A 20,771-nucleotide genomic window follows, 5' to 3' on the forward strand; every position below is an offset into this window, starting at 1 on the left:
GACAGGAACCCATGCCGTACGACGCAGGCCGGTTCAAGGACTACTTCGAATCCCAGATGACCTACGGTGCCGGGTTCCGGCGGAACGTCTCCCGCTACGGCAGCGCCGTCGCCCTGATCGATCCGCCCACCGGACGCGAGTGGACCTACGCGCAGCTGGGCGCCGACGTCGAACGCTGCGCCGCGATGCTCGCCGAACGCGGCGTGCGTGCCGGGGACCGGGTGATGTACCAGCTCTTCAACGGCGTCGAATTCGCGCTGCTGTACCTGGCCGCGCACCGGCTGGGGGCAATCAGCGTGCCGGTCAACTACCGCCTCGCCCCGGGGGAGACCGCGCACATCCTGCGGGACAGTGAACCGTCGGTGTTGATTGTCGACGCCGAGTGCGCGGCCTCCGCGGCACAGGCACTGGAGCTGGCGGGGATCTCCCCGCAGGTCCTGGTGGTGGGGGAGGCCAACCTGCCGCCGGGCTGGGAAGATTTCGACGCCGCGCTGCAGGGCGCATCCGGGCCGGTTCCGGACCTGCCGGCAGGCTACTCCGCCTACGACGAGTCCACCCGGCTCTACACCTCGGGGACCACCGGGATGCCCAAGGGGGTGTCCCTGCCGTCGCTGGCGGAACTGATGAGCGCGCATGACGTGATCATGCACTTCCCGCTCACCCCGCAGGACAGGACGCTGAACATGACCCCGTGGTTCCACCGCGGCGGCCTGCACTCCGGCGGGCCGAATCCGTCCTTCTACATCGGTGCAGGAGTAGTGCCGCTGCGCAGCTTTCACCCTGCCACCGTGCTGGACTGGGTAGGGAAATACGGGCTGACGTTCCTCATCGGCGCGCCCACCACGCTGGAAATGATCGCCGCGGAACAGGAGAAACAGCCGAGGGACATTTCCACGCTCAAGGGCATTGTGACCATGGGCGCACCGCTGGACCGGGCCGCTGCCCTGCGGTACCAGGAGCTGCTCACGCCGCGGATCTTCAACGGCTACGGCACCACCGAGGCGTTCTGGAACACGTTCCTGCGCCCGGAGGATCTGCCCGCCCGGGCCGGCACCGCGGGGCGGTCCTGCACGGATGACGACGTCGCCGTCGTTCGGGTCTTTCCGGACCGGCGCGGACGGCCGGATGAACTCGCGGCGCAGGACGGCACCGAGGCCGGAGAAGTGATCATGCGCTCGCCGAAGGCCGGGTACAGCTACGTGAACCTGCCCGGTGTGGAGGAGGAGAAGTTCTTCGAGGGCTGGCTCTATCCCGGGGACATGGCCACCTGGGACGAGGACGGGTTCGTGACCATCCTCGGCCGCAAGGACGACATGATTATTTCCGGCGGCGAGAACATCCACCCCGTGCAGGTCGAGGGAGTGCTGGCGGAGCATCCCGAGGTGCTGGATTCGGTGGTGGTGGGCGTCCCGGATCCGCAGTGGGGCCAGCGCGTGGTGGCCTATGTGGTGCCGCGCAGCGGGGCCGCGACGGCGGACGCCCTGGAGGAATTCTGCCTGGCCCATCCCGGCCTGGCCGACTATAAACGCCCCCGCGCCTACCGGTTCGTTGACTCGGTGCCGCTGACCGCCACCGGCAAGAAGATGCACTTCAAACTGGCCGAAACAGCTGTGGAGGACCACAGCGCCGGGCGGCTCATTGCTCCCGGATCCTCGGTGGCGACGGAATGAGGAACGGCATGGGCGCCGAGCGGAGGGTGGTCATCACCGGGATGGGGGCGCAGACCCCGCTCGGCGGTTCCTGGCCGCTGACCTGGGAGGCGCTCAAGGAGGGCAAGTCCGGCGTGGACCGGATCACCGCGTTCGATGCTTCCGAGTTCCCCACCCGGATCGCCGCCGAAGTTAAGGGTTTTGACCCCGCGGCCTGGCTCCCCGTGAAACGGATCAACCGGTCCTCCCGCGCCTCGCAGCTCGCCGTCGCCGCGGCTCGGGAAGCAGCGGCCGACGCCGGACTGGGCCCCACGCTGGAGGGAACCGACGCGGCGGTTCTCATCAACAGTGCGGTGTCCGGCTATCCGGAGGTGCAGGACGCCACCCGGCTCTTCGACGCCGAGGGGATCCGGCCGGTCAGCCCGAGCTTCGTGGCGTCCTCGCTCACCAACATGCCGGCCTGCGAGGTGGCGATAGACCTCGCCGTGCACGGGCCGGTGAACGCCAGTGCGCTCGCCTGCGCCAGCGGAACGCACGCCCTGCTGGAGGCGCGCCGCACGCTGCTGGCGGGGGACGCCGACGTCGTACTGGCCGGCGGGACGGATGCCGCGATCACTGCGGTGATGTTCGCCGGGCTGACCACTATGCGCGGACTCTCGCGCAGCAATGACGTGCCGCAGGAGGCGTCCCGCCCCTTCGACGCGGACCGGGACGGGTTTGTGTTTGGTGAGGGTGCGGTGGTGTGCGTGATGGAGACGCTGGAGCACGCCCGCGCCCGCGGCGCCCGGGTGTATGCGGAGGTGCTGGGCGGGGCGATGACCTCGGATGCTTTTCATATTGTGGCGCCGGAACCGAGTGGGAAGTATGCGGCGGAGGCGATTTCGCGGACGCTGGCACAGGCCCGGCTGGACCCGGCGGACGTGGATCTGGTCTGCGCCCACGGGACGTCCACGAAGGCCAATGACCGGACGGAAACAGCGGCGCTGCATGCGGTGTTCGGCGAGCAGGCCGGGTCCCTGGCCGTGACGGCGCCGAAGTCGATGACCGGGCACCTGATTGGCGCGGCCGGAACGCTGGCATCGCTGCTGTGCGCCATGTCGATCGTCGAAGGCGTCATTCCGCCGACGATCAACTATTCGACCCTGGATCCGGAGTGCGACCTGGACTATGTGCCCAACGTGGCGCGGGAGCGGGACGTGCAGTATGCGGTGACGAATGCGTTTGGGTTCGGCGGGCAGAACTGCGTGGTGGCGTTCGGGCGGGTGTAGCTAGGAGGCCGCGGCGAGGGCGGCGACGGCGGCCGTCACGGTGAGCGGCGCCGCGATCAGGCCGGCGAGTGCGTAGCCTTTCCAGCTGATGACTACCTGCATGCGCATCAACCGGTCGTGCCAGAGCAGGGTGGCCAGCGAGGCCCACGGCGTGATGAGCGGGCCGGCATTGACGCCGATCAGCAGGGCGGCCATCCGTGCCGGGGTTTCCGCCAGGGGTTCGGCCAGCAGGTAGGCCGGGAGGTTGTTCATCGCGTTGGCTCCGGCCGCGCCGGTGGCCGCGAGCCGAAGCAGCTCCGCGAAGTTTTCACCCTGCCCGGCGAGTGTGCCCAGCAGGGCCGAGCCGCCGAGGGCCAGGAAGGCTTCCATGGCCAGGAACAGCCCGGAGGCGAACAGCAGCAGGGGCCAGGGGACCAGCTTGACCGTCAGGACGCCGGGCCGCCGGAGTGCGAACACCAGGACCAATACCGCGGCGGCGGCGGTGGAGGGAATCCAGACCGGAATGCCGGAGACCAGCAGCGGGAGCAGGAGCACCAGCACGACGCCGGACGCGGCCAGCAGGAAACGGTCCGGTGCCGGAGATGCTGTTTCGGACGGCGGGGTGCGTTCGTAGCGCAGCCGCAGGTCACGGCGGAAGAGGAGGCCGATCAGGGCCATCGGCACAATGATGCCGGCGACGGCGGGGGCCCACATCAGGGCCGCAAACCCTGCCGGGCTTAGGCCGCCGAGGCTGTGCTGGGCCAGCAGGTTAGTCAGGTTGGAGACCGGCAGGAGCAGGCTGGCGGTGTTGGCCAGCCAGATTGTTGTCAGCACAAAGGGAAGCGGAGGCAGGCCGGCCTGCCGCACCACGGTCACCACGACCGGGGTGAGGAGCACGGCCGTCGTGTCCAGGGACAGGAAGATGGTGCTCAGCGCGGCCAGCAGTGCCAGGAGCAGCCAGAGAACTAATCCGGTCCCCAGGCCCCAGCGGCGCAGCCGTCGCCCGGCCCACAGGAAAACCCCGGCTTCACTGGCAAGTTCCGTCACCACGGTGATAGCCGCGACGAACACCAGGATCGGCACCACCCGGTCCGCAAGGGCGAACAGCTCCGCTTCCGGGAGCGCACCGGTGGCGGCTGCGATACCACCAGCCACCAGCAGGAGAACTCCGATCACGGCCAGACGCATGAGCGGATTCTAGACCCCGCGGCTGGCCGCGGACTGTACCAGGCGTCGTCGTGCGTGCGTGGCGGGCGTGCCGCCCTGGGCTGGGAGGGGGAAGGGTTGCTCTGGTTAGTTGCCCAGGGCGGCGTCGAGGGGGTCCTGGATCTCGCTGTAGTCACCGGATTCGAGCTGCAGTGCCTCACCGTTCAGGTAGAGCGTGGGGGTGCCCTTGACCTGGAGATCCTGTGCATCCTGCAGGTCCCGGGCCACGCGGTCCTTGACGGCGTCCGAGTTATAGTCGGCCGTGAACTGGTCCATGTCCAGGCCGAGCTCTTCCGCGTAGCCTGCGAAGATGCCGGCTGCGTCGTCGGCGTTCTTCCAGTCCTGCTGGTGCTCGAAGACCTTGGCGGCCATCTGCTCCAGGGCACCCTGTTCCGCCGCGGCTTCCACGGCGCGGGCGGACAGCTCGGCATTTTGGTGCTTGGGCAGCGGGTAGTTCCGCACCACGATTTTCACCTGGCTGCCGTAGTCGGCCTTGGCCTGCTCGATCAGGGTGTCCATCATGGCGCAGTACGGGCACTGGTAGTCGGTGAAAAGCACCAGGGTGGCCTGCGGATCTGCCGGGTTGGTGATGGTCCGGGCGTCGGCGGGGACGAGTGTGTCCTGCTGGTCTGCCGGGACGGCGGCTTCGACGGCGGCGCTGGTCTCCGGTGCCGCGGGTTCGCTTGAGGTCCCGCAGGACACTACGCCGCCGCTTACCAGCACGCCGGCGATGAGTACTGAAGGTACAGCCTTGCGCATGATTCCTTTCCGGTATGAAATCAGCACGCGCCGGTGCGCGCACATACGGGTTGGGATTTCACTGCACTTTTAATGTTTCCACCCGACGCGGCGTGGCTGAAGGGGGAGGAGGGGTGATGTTGGTCGACCGGGGGTGTGGCGGGGCTTACCTGGTGTGTAGTCCGGGTTCCGCGGGTAATGGCTGCCCGTCAACCTTCGGGGAGAAGGCCATTCAAGTCCGGGAAATTAGGCGGGACGGCGTTCCTCGGCGGCTTCCGCGTCCAGGCGGGCGATGCGCTCGCGGGCGGAGCGTTCGGACGGGCCCATGTCCCCGAGCCCGAACCGGATCACCCGCAGTACGAGTTTCACCGGGCCGTGAACCGGCAGCTTGACCGGGCCAAGATGCGGTTCGCGGAGGCCGAGCAGTTCGCGGTGCCGCGGTTCCAGGGAGGCGACGGCGCCGGCGAACAGGACGCGGTAGCCGATCATCTGGTTGCGGGGCAGGGGAGGGCGGCGCAGGAAGCGGACCACTTCTTCGACGGTCGGGCTGGAGCGCAGTTCCGGGTCGAAGGCGGCCATCTGTTTCCGCAGTCCGGCGAGGTCCCGCGGTGGGTTGTCGATTCGCATCAGTTCACCTGCGGCCGCCCACTCGGCGACGTACTGGTCCGGTCCGCCCGGGATAGGTTCGCCGAACTCAATGTGAGAGGTCAGGAACGCGTCGGTGAAAGCGAGGTGGACCCAGCGGGCCAGCTCGGGATCGTTCGCCGAGTAGGGACGTTCGACGCCGGCAGCGTCCTCGTAGGTGCCTTTCACCCGTTCATGAAGCCGCAGCACCCAGTTCGACGCGCTGCGTGCCGCCGTCGTATCCCCGTAGGTGACCGTGAAGATCCAGCGGATGGTTCCCGCGAGGCGGCCGAGCGGATCTTCCTTGTAGTTGGAATAGTCGCGCACGCCGGCCATCGCGCCGGGGTGCAGCGCCTGGAGCAGCAGGGCGCGGATGCCGGCGATGATCGTGGTCATGGACCCGTGGACCGCCCAGACTGCCGAGCCCGGTCCGTAGAAACCGCGGTCGGTGCCGTTGGCGAGCTCGAGCTCCCATTCCGGAATGGTCTCTGCGTTGTTGCTGAACGTGCCGACCAGCTGCCGACGCCAGGATTCGAGGAGCTTGCCCATCGTCCCAGTATGGTCCTGCAGGCTGGGAAGCGTCAGGGCGGGCCGCCTACCTGCCCGGGGACAGAACAGCCGCGGCGCGTTCCAAAGCACCGGGCACGATCGAGTAGTACGCCCACACGCCGCGCTTTTCTCGGTGCAGGATTCCGGCGTCCACCAGGATTTTCAGGTGGTGGGACACGGTGGGCTGGCCCAGACCAACCGGCTCCGTGAGGTCGCAGACGCAGGCTTCCTTGTTGTCCTGTGCCGCGATCAGGGAGACCAGGCGGAGCCGGGTTGGTTCCGCCACGGCCTTGAGGAGTTGCGCAAACCGCTGGGCGTCTTCGACGCTGAGCGCTTCGGACGTCAGTGATGTGCAGCAGGCTTCGGGCGCGGCATCGCGGGCGGTCGGGACGGTAGTCACTCACCCATTATGCACTGAGATTGACAGTCGTCGATGTCTCGGAGAATACTCATCATCGAAGAATATCGATATCTTTCGATGCCATCCCGCCCTTCCAATACAGGAGTCCAGTGAGCACTACCGCCCCATCCGTGGACACAGGCCAGGTCACCGCCCGGCTGTCGACGCTGGACCGTTTCCTGCCCGTTTGGATCGTCGCTGCCATGGTGGCTGGACTTCTGCTGGGCCGGCTGGTTCCCGGCATTGGTCTGGTCCTGGACTCGCTGAAGGTCGCCAACGTTTCCCTGCCCATCGCCGTCGGCCTGCTGGTCATGATGTATCCGGTGCTGGCCAAGGTCCGCTACAACGAAACCCGCACCGTGGTGGGCGACCGGAAGCTGATGGTCACCTCCCTGATCCTCAACTGGGTGGCTGCCCCGGCGTTCATGTTCGCGCTTGCCTGGATCTTCCTGCCTGACCTGCCCGAATACCGCACCGGGCTGATCATCGTGGGCCTGGCCCGCTGCATCGCCATGGTCATGGTCTGGAATGACCTCGCCTGCGGAGACCGCGAGGCCGCCGCCGTGCTGGTGGCCATCAACTCCGTTTTCCAGGTTCTGGCGTTCGGGGCGCTGGGATGGTTCTACCTGCAGGTCCTGCCCGGCTGGCTGGGCCTGGCGACGACGAGCGTGGAGTTCTCCTTTGGGGCCATCACCCTCAGCGTGCTCATCTTCCTGGGCATCCCGCTGCTCGCCGGCTTCCTCACCCGAACGTTCGGCGAGAGGGCCCGGGGCAGGGACTGGTACGAGGGCACCTTTCTCCCCAAGCTGGGCCCCTGGGCACTCTACGGCCTGCTGTTGACTATCGTGCTGCTGTTCGCCCTGCAGGGAGATGAAATCACGTCCAACCCGCTCGACGTCGCCCGCATCGCCGTTCCGCTGCTGATCTACTTCGTGGTGGTATTCGGAGCCGGCATGGTGCTGGGCAAGCTGGTGGGCCTTGGCTACCCCCGCACCACCACCCTCGCCTTCACTGCCGCCGGCAACAACTTCGAGCTGGCCATCGCGGTAGCGATTGGCACCTACGGCGTGACCTCCGGACAGGCGCTGGCCGGCGTCGTCGGTCCCCTGATCGAGGTTCCTGTTCTAGTCGCCCTGGTCTACGCCGCGCTCTGGGCGCAGAAGAAGTACTGGCCCGCAGCCGAAACCCTTCCCACAGAAAAGACATCCCGATGAGTTCCAAGCCCTCCGTCCTGTTCGTCTGCGTGCACAACGCCGGCCGGTCCCAGATGGCCGCCGCCTACCTGCGAGCCCTCGGGCAGGGCCGGATCGAGGTCCGTTCTGCCGGGTCCGCACCGGCGGATGCCGTCAACCCGGCTGCCGTGGAAGCGATGGAGGAAGACGGCATCGATATGTCCGCGGAGCTGCCCAAGGTCCTCACCACGGCGGCCGTGCGGGAATCCGACGTCGTGATCACCATGGGCTGCGGCGACGCCTGCCCAATCTTCCCGGGCAGACGGTACGAGGACTGGAATCTGGATGATCCCGCAGGGCAGGGCGTGGCAGCCGTCCGGCCCATCCGGGACGAAATCAAGGCCCGGATTCAGGACCTGATCGCGGACCTGCTCCCCGCACACTGACGTCGTTTACCAGAGGACAACACCATGACTGAGAAGGCACTGCCCGTCGCCGTAATCGGCGCCGGACCTGTGGGCCTGGCTGCCGCGGCGGAACTGCTGGAACGCGGCCTGACCCCGATCATCTTCGAAACCGGCGAAACGGCTGCCGCCGCCGTCGCGTCGTGGGGGCACATCCGGCTCTTCTCGCCCTGGCAGTACGACGTCGACACCGCCGCCCGCCGCCTGCTCGCCGGTACCGGGTGGCAGGAACCGGACGCCGAGACCCTGCCGACCGGAGCCGAACTCCGGGAACAGTACCTGCAGCCGCTGGCCGCGGTTCCTGCGATTGCGGCCGCTCTGCATACCTCGACCCGCGTCCTCGCGGTCAGCCGCGAGGGCCTGGATAAGACCTGCAGTGCCGGACGGGAAGGCACGCCCTTCCTGATCCGGACCCGCGACGGGGACGGAACGGTCACTGACTACCGGGCGCGCGCCGTCATCGACGCCTCAGGAACCTGGCACACCCCGAATCCCCTCGGCCAAGCCGGCCTGCCCGCCATCGGGGAAGCGGAGGCCATCTCCGCGGGGCTCATCACCGGCTCGCTGCCCGACGTCGCCGGCCGGGACCGTGCACGGTTCGCTGGCAAGCACGTCCTGGTGGTGGGCGCCGGGCACTCCGCCGCGAACACCCTGCTGGAACTCGGCACGCTGGCCGAGCAGGAGCCCGGGACCCGGATCAGCTGGGCTATCCGAAGTACCTCCGCTGCCGGAGTTTACGGTGGCGGGGACCTGGACGGGCTGCCTGCCCGAGGCGCCCTGGGCAGCAGGCTCAGTGCGCTGGTCGAGGGAGGGCAGATTCAGCTGCACACCTCGTTCACCATCACCGGGTTCAAGGTCTCCGACACTCTGGCTGTTCTTGGCACTACCCCGTCCGGTGAGAAGCAGCTGGATGTTGACCTGCTGGTTCCGGCGACCGGCTTCCGCCCGGATCTGGATATGCTGCGGGAAATCCGGCTGGATCTCGATCCGGCTGTTGAGGCGCCGCGGGAACTCGGTCCGCTGATCGACCCGGAGTTTCACAGCTGCGGCACCGTGGAACCGCATGGCGCCAAGCTGCTCTCGCACCCGGAGAAGGACTTCTACATCGTCGGCATGAAGTCCTACGGCCGGGCACCCACCTTCCTGATGGCCACCGGGTACGAGCAGGTCCGCTCCATCGCCGCTGCCCTGGCAGGGGACCAGCGGGCCGCCGACGACGTGCAGCTGGTACTGCCAGAGACCGGCGTATGCTCCACGGACCTGGGCAGCAGCTGCGACGCTCCCGCTGATGGCGGTCCTGTGGATTCGTGCTGTGCGGCTGAGCCTGATCCGGAGCTAGCGGCGGCGTCGTGCTGCGGTGCACCCGAACCGGCCGCCGAGCCGGCGCCTGCGGCGGCGTGCTGCGGTGCACCCGAACCGAAGCTCCTGGGCATTCCCACCGGACTGGCCCACGGCCGCTCGGCGCAGCCGGGGGCCTAAAAGCCGGGGACACACCAGGCGCGGCAATTCGATTCGCTCCACTTTGGGAGAATTCGGCCGCTCCGTACCGGAGCAATCTGCACAAAACGGAGCGTAACCGTGGACGGGTCTGAGGGCGGGCTCGCTGGCGGCGCTTAGGGTGGGCCCATGACGACAGCAGCAGGCTATGAACGGTTCGCAGCACTCGAGGCCCGCGGAGTGTCACCCCTGTATGAGGAATGGGCGGCTGCCATAGCGGAGGATCCAGAGGTGCTGGCGTTGATCGACGGACTGCCGCGGTCGAAGCGGCAACCGAACCTGGTGTTCGCCGCAGCACGCCTGGCCGGTGCTCCCCTGACCCGGTATCCAGAGTTCCAGGACTGGCTGCTGGAAAACTGGTCCGCCGTCGAACCTGTCATCCAGGCGCGGATGACGCAGACCAACGAGGCGGGCCGGTGCGCAGTCCTGCTGCCGCTGCTGAGCCGGATCGAAGGGTCCGTGGCGTTGATCGAAGCCGGGGCCTCGGCCGGCTTCTGCCTCTATCCCGACCTGTACAGCTACCGCTACCAGCACGACGGCGGTGAGACCGTTCTGGATCCCGCGTCCGGTCCCAGCCCAGTTCAGCTGACTTGCGCGCTTGCCGGCATGGAGCCTCCCACCCGCCGGCCCGACGTCGTATGGCGGGCCGGTATCGACCTGAACCCTTTGGATGTCCAGGACTTCGAGGACATGGCCTGGCTGGAAGCCTTGGTCTGGCCGGAACACAGCGAACGCCGCGACCGTCTGAGCGCCGTCGCAAAGGTTGCTGCCGAAGACCCGCCGCTCCTGGTCCGGGGCGACATTGTGGAGGCACTGCCGCAGCTGGTGAACGAGGCACCGAAGGACGCGACCGTCGTCGTCTTCCACAGCGCGGTGCTTCCGTACCTCGACCCGGACCACCGTCGGCGGTTCGTTGCTCTGGTGAAGGGACTGGACCTCATCTGGATCAGCAACGAGGGTGAAGCGGCCCTCCCCGAGATCAAGGACCAGCTGACCCGGAGCGCGGAAGGCAACCTGGTACTGTCCCTAAACGGCGTTCCCCAGGCCTTCACCGGCCCACACGGCCAGAGCTACGAAGCACTCTGACCGTAACCGAAGAACCAGCTACCGCAGCAGAATATCCACAGCCCGTGAGCCCCCAGAAGAAGACCCCACCGGAACCCGCTCGAGCGTGCCGGACCGGTTGGCGGCGTCGTCGCGCAGGATCTCCGTGACCGACCCCAGGAACCGGGACAGGTCCACCTTGTCCTCCGGGGCGGCGAGCAGCAGCTGGAAGCCGAACTCGTGCAGGGCGTTGATCGACGCCTCGGCAAAGGACAGTGAGGACTTCACGAACGCCTCATCCATCATCACCGTGCCGTAGGTGCTGAAACCCTGGGACACGATGCCCAGCTGGTACGCCAGCGCCGACGCCATGATGAACGCCGTGAACCGCTGCCCCTCACCGCCGGACATCAGCGAGGCCTGCAGGTTGGTGAACGACTGCCCGTTCGCGAGTTTGTTGGCGCAGGTGATGGTCACGTGCGCGCGGACATCCAGGACCTCGGCCCGCCAGCGGCGCTCCTGCGGGTCCTTCAGCTTCTCCACCAGGCCCTCGAGCGCGGCGTAGCGGGCGTCCATGTCCGCCTTGTCCTGCCGCACGCCCATCATCGGCAGCGCGTTCTTCAGCTCCATGCGGAACTTGTGCGCGTCGTCCGGAACGGTGGTCTTGACCTCGATCTCCAGGTGGCTGTCCACGTGGTACGGCACGCGGCGCAGCACGGAGTTCAGCGGCAGCAGGCGCGCGGAGATGCTGCGGCGTTCCTCGTCGAGCAGCTGCAGCAGGTCGCTGAACCGCTCGTAGGTGCGGTTGTTGAAGTACTCGCGGAACTCCGACTCGTGCTGCGGCAGGCCCTCGGTGACAATGTCCTCGTACCGGTGCACGTACTCCTCGGCCGAGTCCACGCCCGTGCCGAAGTCCGAACCCCACTTCTCGCTGTACGTCTCGAAGGTGCGCTCCAGCCGGGTGCGGGTCTCCAGCAGGGTTTTATCCAGCCGCGCGGCCTCGGTGAGCAGGTTCCGCTCCACCTGCCCGGCGGCGTCGTTCAGGTGCACGACGTCGGTGATCTCACCGAAGGGGGCGAACAGCTCATCAAGCTGGGCGCGCAGGTCCTCGGCCAGGGCATCCGGTCCGCGGCCGGCCAGCGTGTCCCGGCGTTCGGTGGCGGCGGTGAGCTCGGCCTCGAGCCGGGCCAGGTCGCCCTTGAGCACACCGATCTTCTCGGTCGCAGCGGTGAGGTCCAGCTCCGCGGTGTCCAGCTCGAAGCGGATCTGCTCCAGGTCCGCGTTGGCGTCGCGTGCGGATTCAAGGCGTTCGACGGCGGCAGCCACCGCGGCGCGGTGCTCCTCGGCGCTGATCTCCTCGAATTCGCGGGTGTCGGCGGCGACCTTGCGGACTGCGGCGAGCCGGCGGATCAGGTCGTCCTGCTCCGAGGCGTGCTTGCGGGAGACGACGTCGGCCTCTTCGAAACTGGCGCGCAGGGCCAGCAGCTCACCGGCGAGGGCGGCGATCTTGTCCTTGTTGTCGAAGCCCAGCACGTTGTCCGAGGCCTTGGTGTGCCGGTCGTCCTTCTCCGTGGTGGAGGAGTTCCGCTTCACGGCACCGCCCAGGCCGACGCCGCGGGAGACTCGGGCGAGTTCGTCCGGGTTTTCGACGCACTCGAAGTCGTAGTGCGCGGTGATCTTCCGGGCTACCCAGTCGCCCATGGCGGAGTCGTAGGTGCTGAGCTTGGTGATGAGGTCCCGAGGTCCGGGCTCGGCCGGGCCGTCCACGGGGATGCTGACGTCGATGCAGCGCAGGAAACCGCGGAGGTTGGTTTCGCTGAGGTAGCGGGTGACGGCGGGCATGTGCTCGCCGGGGACCAGCAGGGCGGTGGAGAGCGGGCGGAGCACCCGTTCGGCGGCGGCGCGCCACTGCGCGTGTTCGGCCGGAACGTCGATCAGTTCGCCGGCGAAGGGCATCTCTGCTTCGTCGATGCCGGTGGCTTCGCAGATCCGGGCGCGCTGTTCCAAGCTTTCCGGGCGGATATTGCTGCGCCGGCGGCGGAAGGACGCGATCTCGGTTTCAAGCTTCGCGATCGAACCCTTCAGGGCCCACGCTTCGCCGTGCGCGTCGGAGCTGCGCTCCCGGGCGGCGTCGACGTCGGCGTTCAGGGTCTTGATCAGCTCATTGGCGCGGCTGCGGGCGGTGACCAGCCCGGCGGGGGAGAGATCCGTGTCGATGCCGGCGGCACGCAGGTCGGCGCGGAACGCGTTCTCCACGGTTTCACGGGAAACCAGCTGCGCCTGCGCGGCCGCGACTTCGCGTTCCAGGGTGGCGATCGCGCCGCCGCCCTCCTGCGTGTAGCGGGCGGTCAGCTCGGCGACCTGCTTCTTGAGCTTGGTGCGCTGCTTCTCTGCGGCCTTCAGTGCTTCGCGGCCGGTGGATGCGGCGGAGGTGAGGCGGTCGACGTCGCGTTCGTGGCTGGCCAGCGCCAGACGACGGCGGTAGGCGGGCAGCCCGTCGGCGGTGAGGGTGCGGACGCGGTCCAGTTCGGCCTTCGTGGTGAGGAACAGCCGATGCTGGTCCGGGACGTTGGCCAGGTGATCGCGCTGCTGGCGGGCGCGTTCGAGCTGGCGGCGGATGCTGCGCAGGTGGCTGAAGTCCTCCACAGCCTCGTCGGCGGCGGTGAGGGTTTTGGGGGTGTCCAGGACGTGGTTGCGGAAGAAGTCGTTGACCGTTCCGCCCAGGCCCTTGCCGGTCTGCAGGATGCGCAGCAGTCCGAAGGCCTTCTCGTCCTCCACACCCAGGGCGGTGCGGTACCGCTCGGCGAAGAGTTTGTGCGAATCGAAGATTTGCGCGCCCGGGAGCAGGGATTCCAGAGCACCCTTGGTGAACCGGCCGCGCATGCCGGTTTCGAGGGAGGGAATGTCCAGTGGACGGTTGTGCACGGCGTAGAACCGGCCGACGTGGTGTTCGGTGCCGGTCGCGGGCAGGTCCATGAGTACGGAGAGGCTGGTGATTTGGCCCAGACCGTTGTCGAAGGTGAGGCAGACAGCGGACCAGGTGGCGCCGGGGCGCTGGTAGGCGGTGCCGTCGCCGGCTTCCATGCCCTGGGTGCCGAGCCGGCCGCGCATGTAGGAGAACGCGGTGCGTTTTTCCTCTGCGGCGGTGCCGCCGTTGTTCTGCGCTGCCTCGTTCATCTTGGGGCGGGCGTCCATGACCTGCAGGATCGCGTCGAAGATGGTGGACTTGCCGACGCCGGAGTCACCGGTGAGCAGCGTGCCGGCGCGGTCCACGTGGATGGTGTGCGCGCCGTCGAACGTTCCCCAGTTCACGATCTGGATCCGGGAAAGCCGGTTCTGGCCGGGGTTGATCAGGTCCCCCATGGGAAGGGTGGTTTCGATGCTCATGCCGGCTCCTCGCCGTCGTGCTGTGTTTCAGGAACCGCGTCTTCGGCGGGCGCTTCATTTGCCGTGTCCGGTTCCGCCGGGGCCTCGGTCAGCGAGTTCATGAAGGTGATGATGTCCCCGATGTGCTCATACGGCAGGGCCAGCGGCAGCGCGTTGGAGATGACCCAGACGTCGTCCAGCTCGGTGGGCAGCAGCAGGCGGCGTTCGGTGACGAGCTTGCGGATGGCGGCGTCGGCCAGGTCTTCCACGCCCTTGGCATCGTGCGCCTGCGGGTCCACGTACTGCTCCAGGACATCGATAATGTCCTGCCGGGCGATCGTGGCGTCGTTGCCGGTGCCCGAGTGGCGGTCCAGGACCAGGCGCATGCGCAGCAGCAGCAGGGTTTCCTCGCGGGTCATTTCGCGCTGGCGCTGCAGGGCGGTGGTGTGCGGTTCGGCCATTTCCACCGGGCGCAGCAGGGCGACCTTGTGGTCCTCGTCCACGACCAGTTCCAGGAACAGTTCGCTCAGCCGCACACGCAGCTGCTCCTGGTTATCCACCACGGTGTTGTACACGTTGTCGGAGGAGTTGGCGTCCAGGTACGGGCCGCGCAGCAGCCGGATGAGGGCCTGGCGCAGCTTCAGCGGCAGGGTGCCGGTATCGCCGGGAAAGAGTTCCGGGCCGTCGATGAGGACGTCGCGGGCGGGCTGGGGGTAGTCGTCAAACTGAGCGTCCTCGTCCAGCTCGTCGTACTCTTCGGTTTCGGCGGTGGGGTTTTCGATCATGGCTGGGGGCTTTCGGCGACGGTGAGGACGGGCAGCACTGCGGTGCGGGAACTGCCGTCAATCTGGAGGAAGGGGATAGTTTCGCTGGCTGCCGCCGTCGTCGTGCTGTTGCTGTCCCCGGTGGGGGCGGCGGAGGCGAGGAGCGCGCGGATGCTGTTGAGGTGGCGGTGCTCGGCGGGCAGTTCGGCGAAGATTTCCGCGACGGTGGCGCGGCCGCGGCGGCTGCCGGCCCGTGTGATCGCGTCGCGCAGGACGCGGCGGTCGGCCTTGGGGGTGCGGGCGGCGCGGTGGATGTCCGCTTCGGTGAACGACGGCGGTTCGGGCAGCTTCCGCGGTGCGGCGTGCTCGGCCGGGTCGTAGGTGCGGACCATGCTGAGCGATTCGAACGCGGACGCGTAGAGCTTCGGTGCGGGCACGACGGCGGCGCGGCGGCGGCCGCGCGGTGCCTTGTGGATGGCGGTTTCGGCGGCGCGGATGAGTTTGCGCAGCTGGACCGACTCCCGGTACTCGTCGCTCTGGACGTAGGTGTGCAGGGATTCGGAGAGCCGGCCGTAGATCCGCTGGATTTCGGCGGCCTGTTCGCGCATGTCGCTGATCATCCGGTACAGGGCCTGCCGGTCGCCGGGGGTCATGGCGTCGGCGAAGTCGCGTTCCAGGACCTGCGCGATGGCGTGCCGGAAGCGTCCCTGCTGATCGGCGTCGTTCAGGAAGGCGGTGAAGCCTTCGTAGGTGCGGCCTTCGCTGGTGCTGCGCAGGCGCTTGTCTGCTTCGAGGATTTCGCCCATGGTCAGGCCCTTGGAGGCTTGCGATTCGACCATTTCCTGGCGCAGGGTGTGCAGCATCTTTTCGAGGCCGTCGCGCATGCGCTTGAAATCGGCGGGCAGAGCGGCGGCGAGGTCCAGGATGTCCCGGGCGGCTTCGACAGCGGTGTCATCGTCCAGCGGCGGGGGAGCGTCTCGGGCGCGGAGGGACCGGATGAGGTCTTCGCGGCGGGCGATCTCTTCTTCGAGGACGGCGATGCGTGCTTCGGGGTCCGGGTTGGATTCGTGCGCCAGGGTTTCCACGCTGGAGAGCAGGGTGTTCAGGCGGGAGGAGTTCAGGCTGGTGGTGTCCCCGGTGAAGCCGTCCAGGTAGGAGAGGAAGCGGACGGCGGGTTCGGTGAGTTCGTAGACGAAGCGTCCGTCGGCGCGGGGCCGGGCCAGGAAGCGGCGCGCCACCCAGTCATCGGCGTAGTTCTTGCCGGTCCAGTCTTCGCGCAGGCTCTGCCCGTTGAGCCTGAGCTGCTGCAGGAACGAGTCGGTGAGTGAGTGGAATTCGTCCAGGGGGATGCGCGGGCGGGTGCGCGTGAAGGCCTCGCGGAACAGGGCAAGGACCCAGGGGTTCGCGTTTGTGAGTTTCCAGCCGGGCGAGGCCTGTAACCGCTGCAGCTCCGCCCAGCGGGCTACGGCGTTTTCTGTGAAGGACATGCTGCGCTTTCCGCCCGGAACGAAGGGGTAAAACGGGCCTGTCTGATTTTAGCTGAGTGTGGAAGAGTACGCGCTGGGGCTCTGAGGCACGAGCTCGTCCGATCAGAACCCGGTGATTCAGAGATTCTCCCTCAGTCGGAACCTCATTCTGACAGTTCACGTGCACATGCCGTTCGGCTGGTCCGTGGGCCAGTATGAGCACATTAAGAATCACCTCTTCGCAGAGGGCAGCGACACATAGAATTGTGACACGCATAAATGTGGAGCAGATTCTCGGGTAGGACACGTAATCTTGAGAGGTGGATAAATCAACAATGGACGTGGTTGAGCGCATCGAAACGAGGCGGCTGGTCTCCGCGAAGGCGGACGGAGTGCTCGGCGAGTTTGATCATAAATTCGCTTTTGAAGAGCCCGGTCACTTCGCCATTGTCTACGGGCCAAACGGGGTGGGAAAAACTCGTGTGCTGGAAATCATTAATGCGCTTTGCAAGCTGAGTTCTATGAGCTTAATATCGTTACCATTTAAATCTGCTGAATTGGATTTCTCCGACGGAAGTCGGCTGCGAGTATCACGCGTGATGGTAGATGCTCCCGATGAGAATCAGGATGAAGCCGAAACAGGCGTCGAGGCGGATCTGATCGACGATGCCAAAGGTGTAAAGTTTGAACTTTGGAAGAGCGGTTCGCTTGTAGCAACATCTCGCGTCAGTGGACTGAATGAATTCCAAAGATTCGTTCAGAAGAACAGTCCATACCAGCCTACTGATGATATCGGAATCTGGGAAGACCCCAATGACGGTGAGCGAATCTCCTTCGACATACTTCAACGGCGATACCTTCCGCGATATCGTGTGGGAAACGTCAAAGCCAAGGCTAAGGAACTGTTGACCATAGATCCCGTCATTCAGGAGTTCGCTGAATCACTTGACGTTCGTTTGATCGAGACGCAGCGCCTAATGGGATTAAGTCCTCAGGTGGATACGCGGCACGAAATCCGATACCGTTTTGGCGGAGAATCATCACAGCAATCTAAGCCCACCATTACCCAGTACTCAGAGCAAATCAAACAGTCACTTGACAATAATCTATCCGCAAACTCACGTTTGACCCAAAGCCTGGATAGCACGTTTCCTCGGCGGATGCTTGAACGGGGGGACCAGTCCCTCCTGACTGAGCAGGAGCTGAGGGCCAAATGGGCGGAGCAGACCACACGTCGAGCACGTCTAACAGAGATCGCCGACCTCAATGTTGACCCGGCGCTATCCCTCCCTGAGGGCCAGCTAAACACTTGGCAGCTAGGGATGCTCGAATTGTATCTTGCCGATGCCGATGCAAAGCTCGACTCTTTTTCCCATGTACTTAAGCGAATCGATTTGCTTGAAGAAATTGTGAACGCTCGCCTCCTGCGTAAGTCGTTGAGTATAAATGCAAATGACGGACTAGTGGTCACTCGCCAACTGGATGATTCAAGCGTTCCCTTGACTGCCCTTTCGTCGGGTGAGCAACACGAAATAATTCTCATGTTTGATCTCCTATTCAACGTACAACCTGGATCGATAGTCATGATCGATGAGCCCGAGATTTCCCTGCACATTGGTTGGCAAAAAAAGTTTATCTCCGATGTCCATCGCATTTCCGACCTGGTGGGTTTCCAATTTGTAGTCGCAACACATTCGCCCCAGATAATTGGTAGGTGGTGGAAGAATGCGACAAAACTAGGCCCTACTGCTGCTGATTTCCTCGGTGAGGAGGAGTCGGAAGACGATGCTTGAAAGCGTGACTGCTGAAAGTGTTTTCGCGGAGATCATGATGGATGAGTCTTCTCCTAAGGCGTTTTTACTTGTTGAGGGGACTGACGAAGATTCGGTCTTCTTCGGGCACGTGTCCGAAGAAGTCGTGATGATTGTATGTGGAGGCAAGAGGTGTCTCTTAGGGGCTGCTCAGCTTGCGGAGGAGAACGGGTATTTGGACGTTTACGGTCTCGTCGATAGCGACTTTGATCGTATCTCCGGTCGAGGGTGGATGTATCCAGCTCATGTTGTAGCTACAACTGCTTACGACTTGTTGGCTGACATCGTTATGTCGTCTCCGGATGTTCTCCGGAGAACACTGAGCGCACACGCTGCGCCAGCTGTTGCCACTGTGGAGACTGTCCGGGGCTCCAGGATTGAGGACGCCGTATATGCGTTGACTTCGAGACTTGCTGCAGCACGCCTAGCTGCCTTGATGCATAAATACCCACTCACCTTTAAACGCTACGATTTCTTCCCCGTGGTCGACGCGTCGTATCGCCCTGCAAGCCTTGAAGAATTCGTTCACCATGCTGCAAGCCGCACCCCCAGTTTTCAGGTGGATGAGGCGGTCGTCGGTGCTGCTAATCATGCATTCGGTAAGGTGGGCCACAGTAGGCACAGCTCCGGCGGGCACGACATTGTTAGCGCATCCGCTGCTCTTCTTCGCCGAGCCGGATCGCAGGTTTCAGTGAAGACTATCTCAGGGACGATTATCGCAACGGCGACATGCGAGGTGCTAGCGTCGCTACCTTCTATCCAGAATCTGGCAGCTATCGCCCGGGCCCACTCCGGCGCTGAGCTGTTCGAGTGTTTTGCCGCGTGACGGAGATCCAGATCAAGGAACAGTCCCTGCAGGCCACGGTCGGACCGTCAGAACATCGCAAATAACTTGATATTCTCCCCTGATGGAGCTTGAACGAGACGAACGCGGCGAGCCGGCAACAAACCGCCTAAACTACACGGCCTACCGTCTCGGAAGGGCACTCGACCGGTTTACCGAGAACCTGGCTCTGGCCCACGGCGTGACGCTGTCCCAGTTCCTCGTGCTCCAGGTCCTGGGGGAAGGCCTGCCGCTCTCCAACGCCCAGCTGGGACGAAGGACGTTCGTCAGCTCCCAGGCCGCGCACCTCGTGGCGAACGAACTCCTCGAACTTGGACTGGTGGAACGCGGAAGCCACCCGACCAACCGGCGGATCCGCCTCGTCCAGCTCACCGAAGCCGGATGGGACGTTGTGCAGGCCTGCACCCAGGAACTGCGCGACCACGAACAGCGCCTAACCAGCCATATCGGAGAAGACCTCGGCAACTCAATCGTCGGCGTCTTGGACCACGCAGCCCAGGTCCTTGCCGGCGGCTACTTCGGGGACGACGAAGCGGAGGCAGAGGCAGTGAGCCGCCGCCAGATCACCAGCCGCCCGCGGCACGTGCCGTCCCGGCTGGCGGCCAGCCGCCTGAAAGGCCTCAACCGCGAAGCCGACGGCGCCACGCCGGGTAGCTGACTAGCGCCCTATTTCGCCGCGGGCCTCGTCCGGATCAACACCACCACCAGGCAGACAAAGGCGCTCACCGCTGAAACGGCCAGGGCCACCCGGCCGGAGCTGGCATCGATCACCCAGCCCATGAGCAGCGCCCCAAATGGCACCATGCCGTAACTTCCCATCGTCATCAGGGACATCATGCGCCCAATGAACTGCGGCCGTACCGATTCCTGCGCAGCAGCGTTCACAATCCCCTGGTAGTAACCCACCGCGATGCCCAAGGCCGGAGCAGCCGCCAGGAAGAGCAGGAGCGTGGGAGCCGCGGCATTCAGTGCCAGCGCCGCTCCGAAAACACTCGTTGCCGCAATCATGGACCGCACCGACACCCGTGGCCGCCGGGCAGCCAGGATGCCTCCGAGTACCGCGCCCACTGCATTGAGGGTGTGGACAGCGCCCACTGCGCTGGCGTCACCGCCGTAGGAAAGATTCACGGTAGAAGTGAGCACCAGCCCGAAGTTCATGGCCAGAAGGGCGATCACCACGTTCACGATCAGCAGGGTGTTTACATCCCGGCTTCGCCGGAAGGCGCCCGACGCCGAGCCGTCCAGGGCCTTAGCCCCGGGCCCGCCCGGGGTCCTGCTGTCATCCCTTTCCCGCTGCCGGTCCAGGGACGACCGCCGGTGCAGCTCGTCCGGACGGATCCGCAACCGTGAAGCGAACACCAGCAGGTAGGCGGCAGCGTTAATCAGGATGCACGCGCTGGGCCCGAGTCCCTGGAAAGCGAGCCCGGCCAGCGCCGGACCCACCGATCGCGCAGCGGCCAGTGAAATGGTGCTGATGGACGCAGCCCGGGACAGTCCGTCCGGCCCCACCAGCTCGAAGATGATGGTCTGCGCGGCCACCCGTTCAAACGCTTGGACCGAGCCCAGCACCCCCACCATTCCGTAGAGCAGCCACAGGTCCGGATCCCGCGTCACCACAAAGACCAGGCTGGCGGTGACAACCGCGGACGCCAACGACGTCACCAGCAGCACAGTGCGGGGTGCCACCCGGTCCAGCAGCCGCCCCGCGGGTATACCGAGCAGGAAGATCGGCAGGAACTGGGCGATAGTGATGCCGCTCAGGGCCTGGGCACTGCCGGTCGCCCCCAGGACCACCAGCTGCAGGGCGAGGTTCTGGAACCAGACACCCGTATTGGAGACCACCTGCCCGGTGAAATACCAGGAGAAGTTCGGAGTCCGGAACGGGCCCGCCGGCCCCGCAACGCTACCCACGGCAGGCCCAGCGCGACCA

At 65.7% G+C, this 20,771-nt stretch carries 17 protein-coding genes; 9 read left to right on the forward strand and 8 right to left on the reverse strand.

Features of this window, described 5'->3' with window-relative positions:
- Positions 1 to 11: 11 nt before the first annotated feature.
- On the forward strand, positions 12 to 1,670 hold the full coding sequence (locus tag ACSLGO_RS06490) for a class I adenylate-forming enzyme family protein (RefSeq protein ID WP_400504977.1): 1,659 nt from the start codon (positions 12 to 14) through the stop codon (positions 1,668 to 1,670).
- Positions 1,671 to 1,678: 8 nt separating this feature from the next.
- The gene (locus ACSLGO_RS06495; RefSeq protein WP_436400670.1) at positions 1,679 to 2,917 is read left to right on the forward strand and encodes a beta-ketoacyl-[acyl-carrier-protein] synthase family protein; all 1,239 of its coding nucleotides are present in this window, start codon (positions 1,679 to 1,681) and stop codon (positions 2,915 to 2,917) included.
- Here ACSLGO_RS06495 and ACSLGO_RS06500 read toward each other — a convergent pair whose 3' ends face one another.
- The 4 genes from ACSLGO_RS06500 to ACSLGO_RS06515 all read right to left on the reverse strand — a co-directional run bounded on the left by ACSLGO_RS06500 (position 2,918) and on the right by ACSLGO_RS06515 (position 6,413).
- The gene (locus ACSLGO_RS06500; protein ID WP_436400671.1) at positions 2,918 to 4,084 is read right to left on the reverse strand and encodes an SLC13 family permease; all 1,167 of its coding nucleotides are present in this window, start codon (positions 4,082 to 4,084) and stop codon (positions 2,918 to 2,920) included.
- Positions 4,085 to 4,189: 105 nt separating this feature from the next.
- Positions 4,190 to 4,861 (reverse strand): thioredoxin domain-containing protein, encoded by a 672-nt coding sequence (locus ACSLGO_RS06505; protein ID WP_436400672.1) that lies wholly within the window; start codon positions 4,859 to 4,861, stop codon positions 4,190 to 4,192.
- A gap of 225 nt (positions 4,862 to 5,086) precedes the next feature.
- Positions 5,087 to 6,013 (reverse strand): oxygenase MpaB family protein, encoded by a 927-nt coding sequence (locus tag ACSLGO_RS06510; protein WP_325787402.1) that lies wholly within the window; start codon positions 6,011 to 6,013, stop codon positions 5,087 to 5,089.
- 46 nt (positions 6,014 to 6,059) lie between these two features.
- On the reverse strand, positions 6,060 to 6,413 hold the full coding sequence (locus ACSLGO_RS06515) for an ArsR/SmtB family transcription factor (RefSeq protein ID WP_325787401.1): 354 nt from the start codon (positions 6,411 to 6,413) through the stop codon (positions 6,060 to 6,062).
- A gap of 110 nt (positions 6,414 to 6,523) precedes the next feature.
- Between ACSLGO_RS06515 and arsB the strand changes: the two genes are divergently transcribed.
- The 4 genes from arsB to ACSLGO_RS06535 all read left to right on the forward strand — a co-directional run bounded on the left by arsB (position 6,524) and on the right by ACSLGO_RS06535 (position 10,632).
- Complete coding sequence (gene arsB, locus ACSLGO_RS06520) at positions 6,524 to 7,627, forward strand: ACR3 family arsenite efflux transporter (RefSeq protein WP_091608582.1); 1,104 nt, start codon at positions 6,524 to 6,526, stop codon at positions 7,625 to 7,627.
- On the forward strand, positions 7,624 to 8,031 hold the full coding sequence (locus ACSLGO_RS06525; RefSeq protein WP_436400674.1) for an arsenate reductase ArsC: 408 nt from the start codon (positions 7,624 to 7,626) through the stop codon (positions 8,029 to 8,031). Before arsB ends, ACSLGO_RS06525 begins: the two co-directional genes overlap by 4 nt.
- 24 nt (positions 8,032 to 8,055) lie before the next feature.
- Complete coding sequence (locus ACSLGO_RS06530) at positions 8,056 to 9,528, forward strand: NAD(P)-binding domain-containing protein (RefSeq protein ID WP_436400675.1); 1,473 nt, start codon at positions 8,056 to 8,058, stop codon at positions 9,526 to 9,528.
- 147 nt (positions 9,529 to 9,675) lie between these two features.
- The gene (locus ACSLGO_RS06535) at positions 9,676 to 10,632 is read left to right on the forward strand and encodes a DUF2332 domain-containing protein (protein WP_436400676.1); all 957 of its coding nucleotides are present in this window, start codon (positions 9,676 to 9,678) and stop codon (positions 10,630 to 10,632) included.
- Positions 10,633 to 10,650: 18 nt separating this feature from the next.
- Here ACSLGO_RS06535 and ACSLGO_RS06540 read toward each other — a convergent pair whose 3' ends face one another.
- Genes ACSLGO_RS06540 through ACSLGO_RS06550 form a run of 3 tightly spaced genes read right to left on the reverse strand, consistent with a single transcriptional unit; the run spans position 10,651 to position 16,207 of the window.
- Positions 10,651 to 13,977, reverse strand: coding sequence for an ATP-binding protein (locus ACSLGO_RS06540; RefSeq protein ID WP_436400677.1), 3,327 nt, complete (start codon positions 13,975 to 13,977; stop codon positions 10,651 to 10,653).
- Positions 13,974 to 14,741 (reverse strand): DUF4194 domain-containing protein, encoded by a 768-nt coding sequence (locus ACSLGO_RS06545; protein WP_436400678.1) that lies wholly within the window; start codon positions 14,739 to 14,741, stop codon positions 13,974 to 13,976. The genes ACSLGO_RS06540 and ACSLGO_RS06545 overlap by 4 nt, the downstream gene beginning before the upstream one ends.
- Entirely contained in the window at positions 14,738 to 16,207 is a 1,470-nt protein-coding gene (locus ACSLGO_RS06550) for a DUF3375 domain-containing protein (RefSeq protein ID WP_436400679.1), read from the reverse strand. The genes ACSLGO_RS06545 and ACSLGO_RS06550 overlap by 4 nt, the downstream gene beginning before the upstream one ends.
- 299 nt (positions 16,208 to 16,506) lie before the next feature.
- Between ACSLGO_RS06550 and ACSLGO_RS06555 the strand changes: the two genes are divergently transcribed.
- The 3 genes from ACSLGO_RS06555 (at position 16,507) to ACSLGO_RS06565 (ending at position 19,499) form a co-directional block, all read left to right on the forward strand.
- Complete coding sequence (locus tag ACSLGO_RS06555; protein ID WP_436400680.1) at positions 16,507 to 17,979, forward strand: AAA family ATPase; 1,473 nt, start codon at positions 16,507 to 16,509, stop codon at positions 17,977 to 17,979.
- Complete coding sequence (locus tag ACSLGO_RS06560) at positions 17,972 to 18,823, forward strand: hypothetical protein (protein ID WP_436400681.1); 852 nt, start codon at positions 17,972 to 17,974, stop codon at positions 18,821 to 18,823. The genes ACSLGO_RS06555 and ACSLGO_RS06560 overlap by 8 nt, the downstream gene beginning before the upstream one ends.
- Before the next feature lie 82 nt (positions 18,824 to 18,905).
- Entirely contained in the window at positions 18,906 to 19,499 is a 594-nt protein-coding gene (locus ACSLGO_RS06565) for a MarR family winged helix-turn-helix transcriptional regulator (protein ID WP_436400682.1), read from the forward strand.
- Between the two features lie 8 nt (positions 19,500 to 19,507).
- Here ACSLGO_RS06565 and ACSLGO_RS06570 read toward each other — a convergent pair whose 3' ends face one another.
- Complete coding sequence (locus ACSLGO_RS06570) at positions 19,508 to 20,752, reverse strand: MFS transporter (protein WP_436400683.1); 1,245 nt, start codon at positions 20,750 to 20,752, stop codon at positions 19,508 to 19,510.
- Positions 20,753 to 20,771: the final 19 nt, after the last annotated feature.

Source organism: Arthrobacter sp. IK3, from assembly GCF_051337705.1.
Lineage (GTDB): Bacteria > Actinomycetota > Actinomycetes > Actinomycetales > Micrococcaceae > Arthrobacter_B > Arthrobacter_B koreensis.

What these genes read in the sequence shown, in the direction of transcription:
- ACSLGO_RS06560 (WP_436400681.1), top strand. Translation starts at nt 17,972, where the DNA reads ATGCTTGAAAGCGTGACTGCTGAAAGTGTTTTCGCGGAGATCATGATG.
- ACSLGO_RS06530 (WP_436400675.1), top strand. Translation starts at nt 8,056, where the DNA reads ATGACTGAGAAGGCACTGCCCGTCGCCGTAATCGGCGCCGGACCTGTG.
- ACSLGO_RS06495 (WP_436400670.1), top strand. Translation starts at nt 1,679, where the DNA reads ATGGGCGCCGAGCGGAGGGTGGTCATCACCGGGATGGGGGCGCAGACC.
- ACSLGO_RS06535 (WP_436400676.1), top strand. Translation starts at nt 9,676, where the DNA reads ATGACGACAGCAGCAGGCTATGAACGGTTCGCAGCACTCGAGGCCCGC.
- ACSLGO_RS06525 (WP_436400674.1), top strand. Translation starts at nt 7,624, where the DNA reads ATGAGTTCCAAGCCCTCCGTCCTGTTCGTCTGCGTGCACAACGCCGGC.
- ACSLGO_RS06550 (WP_436400679.1), bottom strand. Translation starts at nt 16,207, where the DNA reads ATGTCCTTCACAGAAAACGCCGTAGCCCGCTGGGCGGAGCTGCAGCGG.
- ACSLGO_RS06540 (WP_436400677.1), bottom strand. Translation starts at nt 13,977, where the DNA reads ATGAGCATCGAAACCACCCTTCCCATGGGGGACCTGATCAACCCCGGC.
- ACSLGO_RS06510 (WP_325787402.1), bottom strand. Translation starts at nt 6,013, where the DNA reads ATGGGCAAGCTCCTCGAATCCTGGCGTCGGCAGCTGGTCGGCACGTTC.
- ACSLGO_RS06505 (WP_436400672.1), bottom strand. Translation starts at nt 4,861, where the DNA reads ATGCGCAAGGCTGTACCTTCAGTACTCATCGCCGGCGTGCTGGTAAGC.
- ACSLGO_RS06490 (WP_400504977.1), top strand. Translation starts at nt 12, where the DNA reads ATGCCGTACGACGCAGGCCGGTTCAAGGACTACTTCGAATCCCAGATG.
- ACSLGO_RS06565 (WP_436400682.1), top strand. Translation starts at nt 18,906, where the DNA reads ATGGAGCTTGAACGAGACGAACGCGGCGAGCCGGCAACAAACCGCCTA.
- ACSLGO_RS06545 (WP_436400678.1), bottom strand. Translation starts at nt 14,741, where the DNA reads ATGATCGAAAACCCCACCGCCGAAACCGAAGAGTACGACGAGCTGGAC.
- ACSLGO_RS06500 (WP_436400671.1), bottom strand. Translation starts at nt 4,084, where the DNA reads ATGCGTCTGGCCGTGATCGGAGTTCTCCTGCTGGTGGCTGGTGGTATC.